Genomic DNA, 15,253 nt, shown 5'->3' with positions numbered 1-15,253 from the left:
CTAATTGGCAGGTGGCATCATCGACTCGATGGTTTCGCGTGCCTCTTTGGTAGCGCGGTCGAGCAAACCGCGCAAGATATCGGTGACGCGATCATTTTCGAGCAACAGCTCCCACTCAGACGGCGTCAAGAAGCTGACGCGATGTCCGCCGCCGTCACCGAAGACCAAACGCACGACCACGCGACCCTCGTCACGCTCGATGGTGTCGAGTTCGACGGCGCCGCCCGGTTCGACCTCCAACAGATCTTCCTCGACACTTCGCAGGTGCCTAAAAATGCGCACCGCGCGCTTGACTCGAGGGTCTTCGTAGGCCTCGAAGTTCTGGTTGCGGCTGAAGCCGACTTCGTCGTCTCGCAAAAGACGTCGAACAATTTTGTGCGTCAAATCCATCGGTGTTGGAACGTCCATGTTCGGGTGATGCAGGCGACTCATTGCGTCGTGCGCAGTCTATCAAAGTCCCCGGACGATTCGCAGGCGTCATTTGCACCGCACGTCGGCGGCCCACATCTGAAACGACACTGAACGTCAACTCATTTCGTCTGGCGAGCACGTCGGCGCCAGGCGACCACCAGGCCGAGGCCGACCAGAAGATGGATGGGCGCCGGAAGGCGTGAGCCGGGGGCGGCGGTACAACACGAGTCGGAGGGGTTTTCGAGGCCGGCATCGGCGACGTCTCCGGCATCGGGCACGGCGGCCGCGTCGGTGCTTTCGGCACCGCTGCCACCACCTCCGGTGCTACCTTCGAGCTGCCGAGTGGCTCCGCGGCGCGCACCGTGGACGTCGCGCACCTCGACGCGGGCCCAGAGAGGAATATCCGGCGAGCCGTCGGCTCGGTACGTCGCCTGTGTGGTCCAATCCGTCTCCCAGATGCCGTCGTAGTCGACGTCGAAGCGATACTCGAGGCGGTCTCCATCGGGGTCGCGGCTTTGTGAGGCATCCCACTTGACGTAGTTGCCACGCTCGACGCCCTCCAAGACGGCCTCCGGCGCCACGTTGGCAGCAGGAGCTTCACCGAACAACGCACGGTACAGATCGAGCTTTCCGTGTCCCCATCCCGGGTCGGGAAGGGAATCGACCGACGGCTGCAGACCGTCGGTTTGCGCGGTGACCAAGAGGCGCTCCTCGAGCTGGCCGGCGTTCCAGTCGGGGTGCTGCTGTCGAAGCAGCGCGACGCTGGCGGCGACGTGTGGCGAGGCCCCGCTGGTCCCACCGAAAGGCGTAAACCAACTTCGCCCCCAGCCGGCTTCGAGCACCGCGTTGGTGGCGCCCAGTGGCACGAACGGATCATCGGGCGCGCTGATGTCGATGGCTTGCTTGCCGTCGATCCGGGGTCCGCGCCCCGAAAAGTCGCGCAATTCTCCGACCTGAGCGCCTCCCTCCATCGGCGTCGCGCGACGCCCGGCGAACGCCGCCACGGCCAACGCGGCGTCTGCGGTCGCAGGGAACGCCAAAGTGGAGGTATCCGGCGAGGGCGTCTTCCAGACCACGCCCGGGCGCCAGTTCGAGTATTCGTCCGTAATGCGGCCGTAAATGGTGTCGCTCTGGGTGGCGCCCGCCAACTCGAAGCTCCACGCGCCTGTCTCCAAGGGGGTCTGAACGTCCGTGCTCTCGAGGAAGAATTGCACCACGCTGGTCCCACGCGTGGTCCTCTGGCGGACGACGTCGATGCGCGCCGAGCCAATCGTCGCCGCGTCGACGTCCGTGCCGAGTTCGGCCCGGCCGGCCGAAGGGGACACCACGGTCAACGACAACTCGTGCTCGCCGCGCCACTGAATGCTCCCGAAGATGCTGTTGTACGGAAGCACTTCACCGTCAGCCTCGAATCCTTCGTCGACCAAAAAATCGAGCACCAACGAATCACCGGGATCGACCGACCGCTGCGCGTGCTTGCCCGATAGGTTGAGGTTGCCCGCCGGCGTGACCTGGACGACCGACGCCTCTCGAGCTCGGCCCATGGCCGCCTCGAAGTTCGTCGACCCGTCTAACGGCTGGGTGAACGCGTTCGTCCACTCGTGCAAGATCACGTCGGCGCCGTCCTCGACCGCCGCCTCGAGATAGGCCAGCGGCAGCGCCGAATCGTCCACCAGCGTCGCCCCCAGCCCATACACGTGCAAGTCGGCTCGCGGCGCCACACCGACGCGGTCGTGGTAACCCAACTGCCCACCTACCAAGATGCCCGCCGATCCGCTGCCGTGGAAAAACGTGCTCGCGCGCGCCGAGCCCGCCTCGATGAGGTTCTGACCGCGAAGGTACACGCCATCTTCGGTCACGAGCTTGGCGATCTTCGACGATGCGAGGCGCACGAGCTTTTCGTCCGGTGAGAGCACGCCGTCGCGGTTGGCGTCATCGGCGACGAAGATCGCCTCGCCGTATGCCGGCGTCTCCTCATTGAACCCCGCGTCGAAGCCCACGTTGCGCACGCGGTCACCGTTCATGTCGGCGTACAGCCAATCGCGCGCCGGCTGGAGCACCCCATCATCGTTCTCGAACTCGGAGGCCGAGAAATCGACCACGGTGGTCGCGTCGAGCACGCGAAGCTTCTCGTTGAAAGAAGCCTCGCCGTCACCGTCGAGGTCCACCGCGTCGACGCCCGGGTCGAACGCTCCGTTTTGATTGGTGTCGATCCACGCATAAAGGCCACCATCGGCACGAAAAAAGGCCGGATGGAGCACATCAACGCCGGTGTCGATAAGCGCAATCGTGGTACTGGCGCCATCTGCTTGGAATTGGGGAGAAAAGTGAGCGTATCGAGCGCCGACGAGCTCGGAGGTGACCTCCAGCGGCGACTGTAACATCGGCTGCCACAGCGCCTCGACGCGCCGGATATTTTGCTCACCCGACAGCGCGCGCAGCGCTCGCCACGGGCTCCACGCCCGACAAATCGTGGCCAGTCGACACGCCCCTCCTTTAGGGTTTCGCTGGATCTGCACGCCCAGTCGCTCGAGGCGGTCGAGCTCGGCTTGTGAGGGAGGGCTGGCGAAGCGCAGCGAGACGGCCACGCCCTGCTCGTCAAAGCTCGTCCGGGAGGCAAACAGCGAATGCTCGGAGACATCTCTTCGAGAGACGCGCTCGAGCAGCGCCAGCATGGGATCGATGTTGGGGCCGACAGGTTTGTCGAAGGTGGCGGTGCGCTCAGCCGAGGGCGGAAGCGTTGTCGGCGTCCCGACAGAGGTTTGCGCCAGACCCTGATGGGTCCAGATCAATGTCGCCCCTGTCAGCAACAGGACTGCCCTGCGCCCCAGCGTACACATCGAACACCTCGTTTGCGCCTCGAGTTAGGTGGTGTGTCGAAGACGACGCCAGTTTACACGAGGTGCGAGCGAAGATGAAGGTGTCGGTGGGGCGACGCCGCGATGTCAGCCGCGTGACACCGAGCGCACGAAGATGGGGCCGAGTCCCTTCGAATCGCAGAAACGCTCGAGGCGATCGACGAGTTCGGGAGTCACCACCACATCGCGTGGTGCGACCGGCACGCCCTGGGCAGTTTCGATGGGGCGAGACAAGACCATGCCCTCCTCGAGCTCGTCGAGCTGCACCTGCCGCTCCAGCTCGATGGAACCGGACTCCACTGCAATCATCGAGCAGAACTTGTCGACCAAACTCGGCGCAAATTCGGTGCCCTTGCCGGCCTGGAGCCGGGCGAGTCCGCACTCGGCGGCAGCGCCACGGCTCAAGCCTTCGACCTCCTGCTCGAGGCGACGGGTGCGCTCGAAGGTGCTGCAGAGATTCAAGAAGTAGCAAGATTCGATCAACTCGGCATCGAAATTGCCGTCATCGGCTTTGAAGGCGGGATCGTCGTAGCGGCGTAGATAATTCACGATGATCTTGCCGGCCGGGTCGAGTGCGGGAACTCGCGCGACGGCCTGCTGGCCTAGCGTGGGGTGGAACTCCCAAGTCGCCAACTCTTCGGCATCGTAGTCGCTGACCGGTTTTCGGAACATCGCCGGAGGGGCATTGATCAAGCCAACCCAATGCAGCAGCGCGGCGCGCTCGAGATGGCGCAAACGCTCGTCGTCGAGCTCCAGGTGCTTGCCGAACTTGCGCACCCGCTCGGCGGTGCTGCGACAGTGGCCGACGATGTGAATGTCGCCGATCTCCATGATCGACAGCATCGCGCGAATGGTCGAGTTGAAGCTGCCCTCGAGCTCCTCGTACAGCCGGCTGATCTCCTCGTTGCGCTGGGTCACCTCGCGGGTTCGCTGTTGGACTCGCGCTTCGAGTTCGTCGTTGAGCTCGCGCAGCTGCGCGTTCTGCTGACGAATATGCTTCTCGTAACGCTTTTTGGAGTGGAGCAACTCGTTTTGGCCGATCGCATCTTCGATGATGCGCACGAACTGGTCGTGATCCCAAGGCTTGGCCACGAAGCGAAACACCTGGCCCAGGTTGATCGCCTCCATCGCCGTCTCCCAGTCCCCGTTCCCCGTCAGCATGATGCGCACGGTGTTGGGGTGGTTCTTCATCGCATAGTTGAGCAGCGCCACGCCGCTCAACCCGGGCATACGCTGATCAGAGATGAGCACCGCCACGGTCTCCGAGTCGAGAACCTCGATCGCCTCGGTCCCGTTGCTGGCTGTGCGCACCTCACAGTCGACCCCGGCGAGCAATCGTCGCAGTGCTTTGAGGATCTGAGGCTCGTCATCGACGACGAGCACCACTGGCAATTCGTAGTCCGTATCCAATGTCAGCGTGGCTCCAGATTCTCCCTCAGCATTGTCGGAGGGGTGGTCGAGCACTTCCTGCTCTCTATTGGTTGTTTGAGTCGTCATGCTACGTGTCGCTCAGAAACCTCGACGCGAGCGACCGTGCGCAGCTTTCCCAAGCTACACACGAGCAACGCCCTTCGCAAAGGAAAAAGGAAACTTTTTAGGGAGTGATGATATCGGTGACGCGCCCCAACCAGACGCGTTCGCAATATCCACCTGATATTAATGAACAAACCCAGCGCTCGCCACCCCTCCAGTGGAAAAGGCGAGCGTGGTCGTCACCGTTGTTTGGGTGCCGCCAGCTGACGGCAGATAACTGTGGTGACGGCCGGAACCACCGTAGAGATCAAGACGATCGCCAACGTGGTCACGAAGAAGAACGAGAAGCTGAAGAGCGAGCGCCAGTCCGTCGCCAGCGGATTGCTGACGAAGAGGTACCACAGGTATCCCACGCCGCCGGCAGCGCCGGTGGCAACCAGCGGGAAGACGCCGAAACCGGTCAGGTATCCGGTGGGAGAGTCGCTCGCGGCAGTGGCTCCGACAGTGCGCGCCAGCATGAACGAAGCGGCGATGGTGCCGGCTCCGTTGGCCAAAAGCGCAATCCAGAAGAGCAACGAGCCGCGACCGATATAGAAGCCCAAGCCGGCCAAGAGCAGCAGAAGGATGCCGGGGATCACCGTCATCATCTGCATCGAGGCGCGCAGCATGCGGTTCTTGGCCCACACCAACGACGACCAGCTTCCCCAGGTCAAGGTCAGCAAGGCCGTCGCCGCCATCGCCATCGACACACGCGTCATCGGCGAGCCCATCAACACGTGCAGGCCGATATAGACGGCGGCCACAGGCACGCCTACGCCGAGCGCATTGGAGAGAGTCCAAAGAGCGCTTTCCTTGAGAAAGCCTTTCACCGGCGTCTTTTGATACATGGCGGTACCTTTGGGTGCGAGGAGCCTCTGCCTTCAGTATAACCACGTGATGTCCAACGCACAAATTGCCCGCTTGTATTCCCTTCATTGCGCGTCGTCGGGCTGGACCGCACTGCTGACATTTGCGATGGTGACGCCCAGCATATATCCCATTGAGATCACTGGTTGAGATCATTGCCGAGCCGAGCCGAGTATGAGCACAGTTGCCCAAACCGAGACCACCCACGCCGTCATTTTGGCCGCCGGATTCGGAAGCCGTCTGGCCCCCGAAGAGGGCCACAAAATCTTGGCCAAGATCGGTGGCCGAAGCCTGCTCGACTACCACCTGGACAATTTCGCCCGGCTTGGCGTCGAGCACCTGACGGTGGTCACCGGCTACAAAAACGAGGCGTTGACCGAAGCACTCGAGAGCCGAAGCCTCCCCCAGGGGATGCAACTTCGGGCGGCGTACAATGCCGACTTCGAATCTTCCAACGGCATCTCGGTGCTCGCCGGGGTCGACGCGGCCGTCGAGGCGCTGGGCGCCGATAGCGCCCTGCCCTTCTGGTTGACGATGAGCGACCACATCTTCGACCCGGCGCTCATGGAGCGCATCGAGCGCGACTTTTTGCCCGTCGAGCCGGGCACGATCGAAGGAATGCTCGGCGTCGACCACAAGCTCGACACGATCTTCGACATGCCCGACGCCAACAAAATCGCCGTGTCGAACGGCGAGTTCCAGGACATCGGCAAGGAGCTCGAGGTCTTCAACCTGATCGACGTGGGGCTGTTCTGGTGCGGCGGCGGCTTCGTCGAGGCCTTACGTGCCGAGAAGGCCGAACGGGGTGATTGCAACACCTCCGATGCAGTGCGCAGGTTGTGCGCGGCGGATGCGTTTTGCTTCTGGGACGTGGGGCCGCATCTGTGGCAGGACGTCGACACGCCCGAAGCGCGGGCGCATGCGGAGAGGTTGGTGGTTGGGTGGAGTTCAGGGGAGTGAGGCGTAGCAGTGCGAGGCCCCCCATCCGCCTCGCGCGTCGTACAGCGCGAGCCGGATGGGGGGCGCCGAAAAGCTAGGCTTTGCTTACTCGACGTTCTCGAACGCCATCGCCACCGTGGTGCGGTCGTCGCCGCCCATGTTGGCGGTCAGGCCGTACTTGGGCGTCTCCGGAATCTGGTAGTCGCCGCACTGACCTTTCATCTGACGATAGATCTCGAGCACCTGCTTGACGCCGGTGGCGCCCACGGGGTGACCGAAGGCCAAAAGACCACCGCCGGTGTTGACCGGGATGCTTCCCTCGATGCCGGTCTCGCCTTCGCGAGCCAGCTCGGCGCCCTTGCCCGGGTCGGCAAAGCCGAGCGCTTCGTACATCAGCAGCTCGGTGACCGCGAAGCAATCGTGGACTTCGGCCACGTTGATGTCGCTCGGCTTGAGGCCGGCTTCCTCGTAGACCTGCTGGGCGGCCTGCATCGTGTTGTTCAGCACGGTGTAGTCGTCGACGTCGCCCAGCGGGCTGGTCGCCTGAGCGTAGGCGAGCACCTCGATGGTGTCGCTCTTGTCGATGCCCAGCTTCTCGAGGCCCTCTTCGGTCGCCAGGATGATGGCGGCCGCGCCATCGCTGACCTGCGAGCAGTCGCTCACTTTCAGGTGCGGCTTGAGCTCTTCGTTGCGCAGGAACTGGGGGTTGCGGTCGCCGGCGTTGGCGGCGCTCTCCAGGTCCATCTCGATGGAGCGCATGTGAGCGTACGGGTTCTTGTTGGCGTTTTTGTACGCCTTGACCGTCACGTGAGCGATGTCTTCGTCGGTCACGCCGTACTTCTCTTTGTAGTGCTTGGCGCGGCGGGCGAACATCGCCGGGAAGGTGAAGTCGTCGATGTCACGCTCGGTCTCCCAGTGGGAGGCGCGGGCGAGGTAGCCGGCGCCTTCGCGGGCGCTGCAGGTGGTCTGGACCTCGGAGCCCGCGGCCATGACCACGTCGTGGCCGGCGTTGAGCGCGTCGATGCCGGCTGCCACGGCCAGGCCACCCGAGGCGCACGCGCCTTCGAGGCGGGTGAACGGCTTGCCGTGCAGCTTCTCGTTGGCGCGCACGGCCAAAGCGCCCATATGACCCTGGTTGGAGAAGAGCTCGCCGGCGAAGTTGCCGATGAAGCCGCGCTCGATCGCCTCCGGATCGACGCCGGTCTTCTCGAAGGCCCCGTTGATAGCCTGCGTCAGCAGCTCTTCGAGCGTCGGGTTTTCCTTCTTGCCGAAGTCGGGGTGCTTCTTCCAGATGAAGTCGGGGTGATGCTTGCCGATGAAGGTCGTCAGATCGCCTCCGACCACATAAATCTTGCGACGAAATTTCATTGTCAGTCTCCTTGTACTTCGGTCCGTTTAGCGAAGTAGTAAGTGGCTGCTAACTTCTCTTCTCCCTGAGAATTGGCATACCGGATTCTTTGCGCCCTTACAACGATCGAAGGTCGTTCGGTATTCGGGAGTTCAGGGATACAACATCTCCACCTGCCACTCCTCCGCATCGACCGACGACCGGACAAACTCCCACCGGTCATGCAGCCGATACGCCTCGGCCTCCCAGAACTCGAAGCGAAGCGGCACCACCAGATAGCCGCCCCAGTGTTCGGGGCGCGGCACGGGCTGGTCGTGGAATCTCTCTTCGAACTCCTCGACCCGCGCGGCCAGCACTTGCCGGTTGGCCAGGGGGCGAGACTGCAGGGAGGCCCAGGCGCCGACCTGGCTGCCGCGAGGGCGGGTGGCGAAGTAGGCGTCCGACTCCTCGGGGCTCAGCCGGTGGGCGAGTCCCTCGATGCGGATCTGGCGCTCGAGGCCACGCCAGTAGAAGTTGAGCGCGCAGGCCGGATTTTCGTCGAGCTCGCGCGCCTTCTGGGAGCGATAGTTGGTGTAGAACATAAAGCCGCGGGCATCGAAGCCCTTGAGCAGCACCTGGCGGATGGAGGGGTGGCCCTCGGCCGACACGGTGCCCAGGCTCATGGCGTTGGCGTTGGCCGACACCGTCTGGCAGGCCTCGTCGAACCAATGCTCGAACCAATCGAAGGGGTCGTCGTACAATGTTTCTGGCATAACAGTTTGTCTCCCTGTGTTACGGATGGGCCCCAGGATGAATCTCATGTAACAGATTCAGCCGCGGCGACCAATTGGCCAGCGTGGCGAACCCCGGCCCCAGCTGAAGATGCACTGCGCCCGGCTTGTGGTGCAGCGCGTCCGGCCTATGGCCGGACGTCCAGGCACGGCCAGTGGTCGCCGGGCCGCCGCACAGGTCACCACAGAAGATGGTGTGACAGGAGACAATCTGCTCCCAACGAGTTTGGGCCTTTGTAAAATGCGCTTATCCTCAGAGATGGAGGGACGCTGGAAAAACGTCCCGTGAAATTCTATACAGATAGAATTGAGGGAAGACCGCGGAAGCGACCGTAGCTGGCCGCTCACCCCCGACAACGGTCTGGTGGGAGTGGCAGGCGCCGAAGCGACGAATATGTGGCGCACCTTGTGTGTTTCTGAAGAAGGAACCGGCATCGACCCCAGGGTCGGTGCCCCACAACTCCAGGCTCTCGGTCGGGGTTAAGCTCCGAGGGCCTATCCGGTCGCCGGCGGTACAGAAGTGAAAGCGTCCATCCACGCATCCGGCTTTCGAGGAGTTGGTAGGAAGTGAGTCAGAACGACCAGCAAGGTGATGTCGCCACACAGAAGAAGTCGAAGACCAAGGCTCAAAAGCCGAGGTTATTCAAAGTCATCTTCCACAACGACGACTACACAACCATGGAGTTCGTCGTGCGCGCACTCGAAGTAATTTTCAACAAGTCGCCCGCAGAGGCCACGCAGATTATGCTGCGTATCCACAAGCGGGGACAGGGTGTGGCCGGGGTTTACTCCCGGGAGGTGGCCGAGACCAAGGTTCACCAGACCAAAGAATGGGCACGCCAGGAAGGCCATCCGCTGATGGTCACCATGGAGCCCGAGTGAAAAAGTAGCAATGGGCGCCCTGCCTGGAGGTGCAGCGGAAAGCCCTGCCGAAGCATAACGGTCGAGACGTATTTAGTGCCGTAACTTCGCCAAAGCTCGATAAGACGACAGCGGACTCCCTCACCGAGATATAGAGTCATGATCCAGCGCGATTTGGAAATAGCATTGTCCGCAGCTGTCCGCGAAGCACGGCAGCGCCGACACGAGTATTTGACCCTCGAGCACCTGTTGTACGTCCTGTGCTTTGACGAGACGACCCGAAAGATCCTCAAGAATGTCGGCTGCAATCTTGCCAAGCTCAAGGCCGACTTGGAGGACTTTCTGGACAACAACGTCGACTCGGTGCCGGAGGACGTGGCCGTCGAGCCGGTCCAAACCATTGCCTTTCAGCGCGTCATGCAGCGCGCCATCATGCACGTGCGCTCATCCGGCAAGGATGAAGTCGACGGGGGCAACGTGCTCGTGAGCGTGTTCAGCGAGCCCGACTCGCACGCGGTTTATTTTCTGCAAGACCAGGGCGTCAGCCGCCTGGACATCGTCAGCTACCTGTCGCACGGCATCTCCAAGATCGACGACAGCGACGACGACGAGGGCGACGAGCCCGACAGCTCCTGGGGCGGCGGATTTCCCGGCGACGACCAGGAAGCCGAAGCCCTGCAAAAGCCCCTGGAGGCCTACTGCTCCAACCTCGTCGAGCGGGCCAAACAAGGGCGCATCGACCCGTTGATCGGGCGCAGCGAAGAGATCGAGCGCACCATTCAGGTGCTGTGCCGCCGGCGCAAAAACAACCCGATCTTCGTGGGCGAGCCCGGCGTGGGTAAGACCGCCATCGCCGAGGGCCTAGCCCGAAAAATCGCCAACGGGGAGGTCCCCGAGGTGTTGAGCGAGGCGACGATCTACTCGCTCGACATGGGCGGGCTGTTGGCCGGCACCAAGTTCCGCGGCCAGTTCGAGCAGCGCCTCAAGGCGGTGATGAACGCCCTCAAGAAGAAAAAGGGCGCCATCCTGTTCATCGACGAAATCCACACCATCGTGGGCGCCGGGGCCACCAGCGGTGGCACCATGGACGCGTCCAATATCCTCAAGCCGGCGCTGGCCGAGGGCAGCCTCAAGTGCATCGGCTCGACCACTCAGGACGAGTACCGCAAGAGCTTCGAGCGCGACCGCGCTCTGGCTCGCCGCTTCCAGAAGATCGACATCGTCGAGCCGACCAAAGACGAGGCCGTCGAGATCTTGCGCGGCTTGAAGAAGTATTACGAGGAGTACCACGACGTCGAGTACACCGACGAGGCCATCGAGACGGCGGTGCATCTGGCCCAGAAGCATATCCGGGAGCGCGCGCTTCCGGACACCGCCATCGACGTCATCGACGAGGTCGGCTCTCGCCGGCGCGTGCATCCCGAAATGTATGACGGCAACGTCATCGACGTGGAGGCCATCGAGCAGGTGGTCGCCAAGATCGCACGCATCCCGGACATCAAAGTCCAGGGCAGCGAGAAGCAGCGCCTCGGCGAACTCGAAACCACGCTCAAGGACAACGTCTACGGCCAAGACCAGGCCATCGAGGCGGTGGTCAACGCCGTCAAGATGAACCGCGCGGGCTTGACCCGCCCCGAAAAGCCGGTCGGAAGCTTCCTGTTCGCAGGACCCACCGGTGTCGGTAAGACCGAGGTGGCCCGTCAGTTGGCCGCCGGCCTGGGCGTCGAGTTCGTCCAATTCGACATGTCCGAGTATATGGAGCGCCACGCCGTCAGTCGCTTGATCGGTGCGCCTCCCGGCTACGTCGGCTACGATCAGGGCGGCTTGCTGGTCGAAAAGATCCGCAACAACCCGCACTGCGTCCTCTTGATGGACGAGATCGAAAAGGCGCACCCGGATATCTTCAATATCCTGCTGCAGGTGATGGATACCGCGCGTCTGACCGACAACAACGGGCGTGAGGCCGACTTCCGCAACGTCACCGTCATCATGACGACCAACGCCGGCGCCGCCGACATGCAGCAAAAGACGGTCGGCTTCGGCAAGGGTGTCGACGTGAGCAAGTCGATGAAGGCCATCGAGAACCGGTTCCCGCCCGAATTCAGGAACCGCCTCGACGAAATCGTGGTCTTCGAGCCGCTCCCCACGACCGTTGTCGTCAAGATCGTCGACAAGTTCGTGCGCGAACTCGAGTTCCAGCTGTCGGATCGCGACGTCAAAATCGAGCTGTCCGAGGCCGCCCGACGCTGGATCGCCGACGAAGGTTACGACGAGCTTCTGGGCGCTCGCCCCTTGGCTCGCGTCATCCAGGAGAAGATCAAACGCCCCATGGCGGAAGAGATTCTCTTCGGCGAGTTGCAGCACGGCGGCACGGCCATCATCGATCTCGACGAGAACGACGAGCTCACCTTCTCCTACGAGCCGAACGAGCCGCCTGCCGAGGAGGAATCGCCGACCGAGACGACCTTGGAACAGGACGTCGATCCGGGCATGGTGACCGACGAGTAGAGGTGGGAGCGAAAGAGTGAATTAGCGAATTAGCAAAAGAGCTAAGGAGCTAAAAAGCTAGAGAGGGCGCCTTGCGGATGCGAGGCGCCCTCTTTTTTTGTGCGTATTGACTAACTATTCGGCCGCCCACTTGCAGATCGGGCACTCCTCCGGCTCGTGCCCTCGGGCGGGGCAATATTCGCGGCCGAAGTAGATGATCTGCAGGTGACGCCGGTTCCAAGTCTCCTTGGGGAAGACCTTGCGCAGGTCCTTCTCGGTCTGGCGCACGTTCTTGCCGCTGGAGAGGCCCCAGCGCTCGGCGAGGCGATGGATGTGGGTGTCTACCGGAAATGACGGCACGTCGAACCATTGGGCGAGCACAACCTGGGCGGTCTTTCGACCCACGCCCGGGAGTTTTTGTAGACCGGTGAGGGTGCTGGGGAGTGCACCGCCCTCTTCGACGAGCATCTCGCTGAGCTTCTTGATGCGCTTGGCCTTCGTCGGCGCCAGCCCGCACGATTTGATGGCCCCGAGGATCTCCTCTTCGGAGAGCTCGGCCATGTCGAAGGGGTTGTCGGCGAGCTCGAAGAGGCCGGGCGTGACCATATTGACCCGCTTGTCGGTGCACTGCGCCGACAGCAAGACCGCGATCGTCAGCGTAAAGCCGTCGGTGTGGTCGAGCGGGATGGGGGGCTCGGGGTAGAGGTCGTCGAGGATTTGGCCGATTTTTTGGGCTTTTTCTTCGTTTGTCATGGGGTGGGACTGCTTGTGTGGTCGCGTTTGATGGATCGGCACGTATCCCCCGAGGCGAGCCTCGGGGCTGTACGGGCGATGCGTTTATGCGGGTTGACCGTGCTCCGCTGGGGGCAAGCCCCCGCTCCGCGTACAGCATTAGTCGTTGTCCGGTTTGACCTCAAGGCCCGAGAAGATGCGCTCGCCCATGTCGCCCAAGCCCCAGGGGCCGGCCTCCTGAAGGTTCGCCGCGCGCACGATGGCGACGACAGCGGGCACGTAGCACAGGAGCGCCAGGGGCACGCCCAGCCCGCAGGTGATCAGCGAGGCGAGCGCGCACAGCAAGAAGAGCCCGTAGATGGTGGCCGCGGCCTTGGCGTGGTGCAGCGCAAAGGCGTTGTTGCGCTGCAGCAGGGGCACCAAAAAGACGGGCAGGCCGAACAGAATGCTCAGGTGGGCGAAGATCGCCATCGCCTGGCCGTTTTCGGCCGTCTCGGCGCGGGTGCCCACGGGCTGCTCGGAGCGCCCGGTGCGCTGCAGGGGGAAGTTCTCGGGCGGAGCCAGATCGATGTCGGGAGGACGCGGCTCGGCGAAGTCGGCGCGGCGCGGCGAACGCTCGTCGGTGCGCCGTTTGGAAGGCGCCACCCATCCGTCTGCGTCTGGCGGGGGATTGGCGTTATTCCAGTCGTTGGAGCTCACAGTGCGTTCTCGTAGGTCGGAGAGCAGCGCGACTACTTCTTTGTAATAAATGTCTCGGTGGCTGCCAATTGTTCCTTGTCGTGAGTGATGCAGGGTTGTGAGTCATTCAGGCGCCGTGGCGCTGCCCCCCGGCGCCTCCGCGCCGCCACCCCCGCGCGAGGCTACGGGGGTGGATATGGTTGCCAAGTTGGAGCTTGGACATTAGGAATGTGCCCGCTACGAGGACCTAACGCTCATCCGAATCGACTCATAACCCGAACCGACGAGGAACAGATGGCAACGCGCACCGAACACGACAGCATGGGACCGGTGGAAGTGCCCGAGGACAAGTACTGGGGCGCGCAGACGCAGCGCTCGCTCCAAAACTTCAAGATCGGCGGCCACACGATGCCGCGCCCGATGATCAAGGCGCTCGGCCTGGTCAAGTGGGCCTGCGCGCAGGCGAACTGCGAACTCGGCGACCTGCCCGACGAGAAGAAAGATCTCATCCAGAACGCTGCTCAGGAGGTCATCGAGGGCAAGCTCGACGACCAGTTCCCGCTGGTGGTCTGGCAGACGGGTAGCGGCACGCAGACCAACATGAACACCAACGAGGTCATCGCGAACCGCGCCATCGAGATGGCCGGCGGCCAGATCGGAACCAAAGAGCCGGTCCACCCGAACGACGACGTCAACAAGAGCCAGTCGACCAACGACAGCTTCCCGACCGCCACGCACGTGGCCGCGGTGGACTACTTCCACTCGGAGCTCATCCCGGCCGTCGAGAAGCTTCGCGACGCCATCAACGACAAGGCCGAAGCGTTCAACGACATCATCAAGACCGGGCGCACCCACCTGATGGACGCCACCCCGATCACGCTCGGCCAGGAGCTGTCGGGCTGGGCGGCCCAGCTGGACAACTCGCTGCGCGCCGTCAGCGACGCGCTGCACCTGTTGTACGAAGTGCCCATCGGCGGCACCGCCGTCGGCACCGGCCTGAACACCAAGATCGGCTTCGACGAGAAGGTCTGCGAGGCGCTCGGTCAGAAGACCGGCTACCCGTTCGCCCCGGCGCCCAACAAGTTCGCCATCCTGGCGGGCAAAGAGGGCCTGGCCGAGGCCCACGGCGCGCTCAACACCCTGGCGACCGCGCTCAACAAGATCGCCAACGACGTGCGCTGGATGTCGAGCGGGCCGCGCTGCGGCATCGGCGAGATCACCATCCCGGCCAACGAGCCCGGCTCGTCGATCATGCCCGGCAAGGTCAACCCGACCCAGGGCGAGGCGATGGTCATGGTGTGCGCGCAGGTCTTCGGCAACAACGCCGCGGTCACCTTCGCAGCCGCCGGCGGCAACTTCGAGCTCAACGTCTACAAGCCGATGCTCGCCCACAACGTGCTCGAGTCGGCGCGTCTGTTGACCGACGCGTGCAACTCGTTCACCGACAACTGCATCGTGGGCCTGGCCCCCAACCGCGAGAAGATCGAGGACTACCTCGAGCGCTCGCTGATGCTGGTGACCGCGCTGAACAACCACATCGGCTACGACAAGGCTGCCAAGGTCGCCAAAAAGGCGTTCAAAGAGGACAAGTCGCTGCGCCAGGCCATCGACGAGCTCGGCTACATGAGCCCCGAGGAGTTCGACGAGGTGGTCGATCCGGCGAAGATGGTTACGCCGGGTGAGGAGTGAAGCATCCTCCCCGCTTTGCAGTTTCAGAAGCGGGGAGGACCGAGGAGGGGTGGCCTCTTCCACGTAGCGAAGCGAAGTGGAGGAGGATTCAGGAGGAGGAC

General features: G+C 63.1%; 12 protein-coding genes. 4 read left to right on the top strand and 8 right to left on the bottom strand.

Annotated features, from left to right (window positions below; all coding sequences use genetic code 11):
• From FIV42_RS21775 to FIV42_RS21760, 4 genes are all read right to left on the bottom strand, one after another.
• The gene (locus tag FIV42_RS21775) at window positions 1–357 is read right to left on the bottom strand and encodes a hypothetical protein (RefSeq protein ID WP_174769519.1); all 357 of its coding nucleotides are present in this window, start codon (window positions 355–357) and stop codon (window positions 1–3) included.
• Window positions 358–530: 173 nt separating this feature from the next.
• On the bottom strand, window positions 531–3,251 hold the full coding sequence (locus FIV42_RS21770; RefSeq protein WP_141199737.1) for a S8 family serine peptidase: 2,721 nt from the start codon (window positions 3,249–3,251) through the stop codon (window positions 531–533).
• A 105-nt stretch (window positions 3,252–3,356) separates the two neighbouring features.
• A complete protein-coding gene (locus FIV42_RS21765) occupies window positions 3,357–4,766 on the bottom strand; it encodes a response regulator (RefSeq protein WP_141199736.1) in 1,410 nt (469 codons plus the stop codon).
• A gap of 215 nt (window positions 4,767–4,981) precedes the next feature.
• A complete protein-coding gene (locus FIV42_RS21760) occupies window positions 4,982–5,629 on the bottom strand; it encodes a hypothetical protein (protein WP_141199735.1) in 648 nt (215 codons plus the stop codon).
• A gap of 193 nt (window positions 5,630–5,822) precedes the next feature.
• Here FIV42_RS21760 and FIV42_RS21755 point away from each other — a divergent pair, with 193 nt between their 5' ends.
• Window positions 5,823–6,608, top strand: coding sequence for a phosphocholine cytidylyltransferase family protein (locus FIV42_RS21755; RefSeq protein ID WP_141199734.1), 786 nt, complete (start codon window positions 5,823–5,825; stop codon window positions 6,606–6,608).
• Between the two features lie 84 nt (window positions 6,609–6,692).
• On the opposite strand, the gene FIV42_RS21750 is transcribed toward FIV42_RS21755, so the two are convergent.
• A complete protein-coding gene (locus FIV42_RS21750; RefSeq protein ID WP_141199733.1) occupies window positions 6,693–7,955 on the bottom strand; it encodes a thiolase C-terminal domain-containing protein in 1,263 nt (420 codons plus the stop codon).
• 132 nt (window positions 7,956–8,087) lie between these two features.
• The gene (pdxH, locus tag FIV42_RS21745; RefSeq protein WP_187027610.1) at window positions 8,088–8,687 is read right to left on the bottom strand and encodes a pyridoxamine 5'-phosphate oxidase; all 600 of its coding nucleotides are present in this window, start codon (window positions 8,685–8,687) and stop codon (window positions 8,088–8,090) included.
• A gap of 585 nt (window positions 8,688–9,272) precedes the next feature.
• On the opposite strand from pdxH, the gene clpS reads away from it, so the two are divergent.
• Both clpS and clpA read left to right on the top strand, forming a co-directional pair.
• Window positions 9,273–9,587: an ATP-dependent Clp protease adapter ClpS gene (gene clpS, locus FIV42_RS21740; RefSeq protein WP_141199731.1), complete on the top strand. Its 315-nt coding sequence runs from the start codon at window positions 9,273–9,275 to the stop codon at window positions 9,585–9,587.
• Window positions 9,588–9,725: 138 nt separating this feature from the next.
• Window positions 9,726–12,074, top strand: a complete 2,349-nt coding sequence (gene clpA, locus FIV42_RS21735) for an ATP-dependent Clp protease ATP-binding subunit ClpA (RefSeq protein ID WP_141199730.1) — start codon at window positions 9,726–9,728, stop codon at window positions 12,072–12,074.
• A gap of 114 nt (window positions 12,075–12,188) precedes the next feature.
• On the opposite strand, the gene FIV42_RS21730 is transcribed toward clpA, so the two are convergent.
• Both FIV42_RS21730 and FIV42_RS21725 read right to left on the bottom strand, forming a co-directional pair.
• A complete protein-coding gene (locus FIV42_RS21730) occupies window positions 12,189–12,806 on the bottom strand; it encodes an endonuclease III domain-containing protein (protein WP_141199729.1) in 618 nt (205 codons plus the stop codon).
• A 138-nt stretch (window positions 12,807–12,944) separates the two neighbouring features.
• Window positions 12,945–13,484 (bottom strand): DUF4870 domain-containing protein, encoded by a 540-nt coding sequence (locus FIV42_RS21725; RefSeq protein WP_141199728.1) that lies wholly within the window; start codon window positions 13,482–13,484, stop codon window positions 12,945–12,947.
• A 273-nt stretch (window positions 13,485–13,757) separates the two neighbouring features.
• Between FIV42_RS21725 and fumC the strand changes: the two genes are divergently transcribed.
• Window positions 13,758–15,152 (top strand): class II fumarate hydratase, encoded by a 1,395-nt coding sequence (gene fumC, locus FIV42_RS21720; protein ID WP_141199727.1) that lies wholly within the window; start codon window positions 13,758–13,760, stop codon window positions 15,150–15,152.
• Window positions 15,153–15,253: the final 101 nt, after the last annotated feature.

Source organism: Persicimonas caeni (genome assembly GCF_006517175.1).
Lineage (GTDB): Bacteria > Myxococcota_A > Bradymonadia > Bradymonadales > Bradymonadaceae > Persicimonas > Persicimonas caeni.
This window is presented reverse-complemented; position numbering and strand designations above follow the sequence as displayed.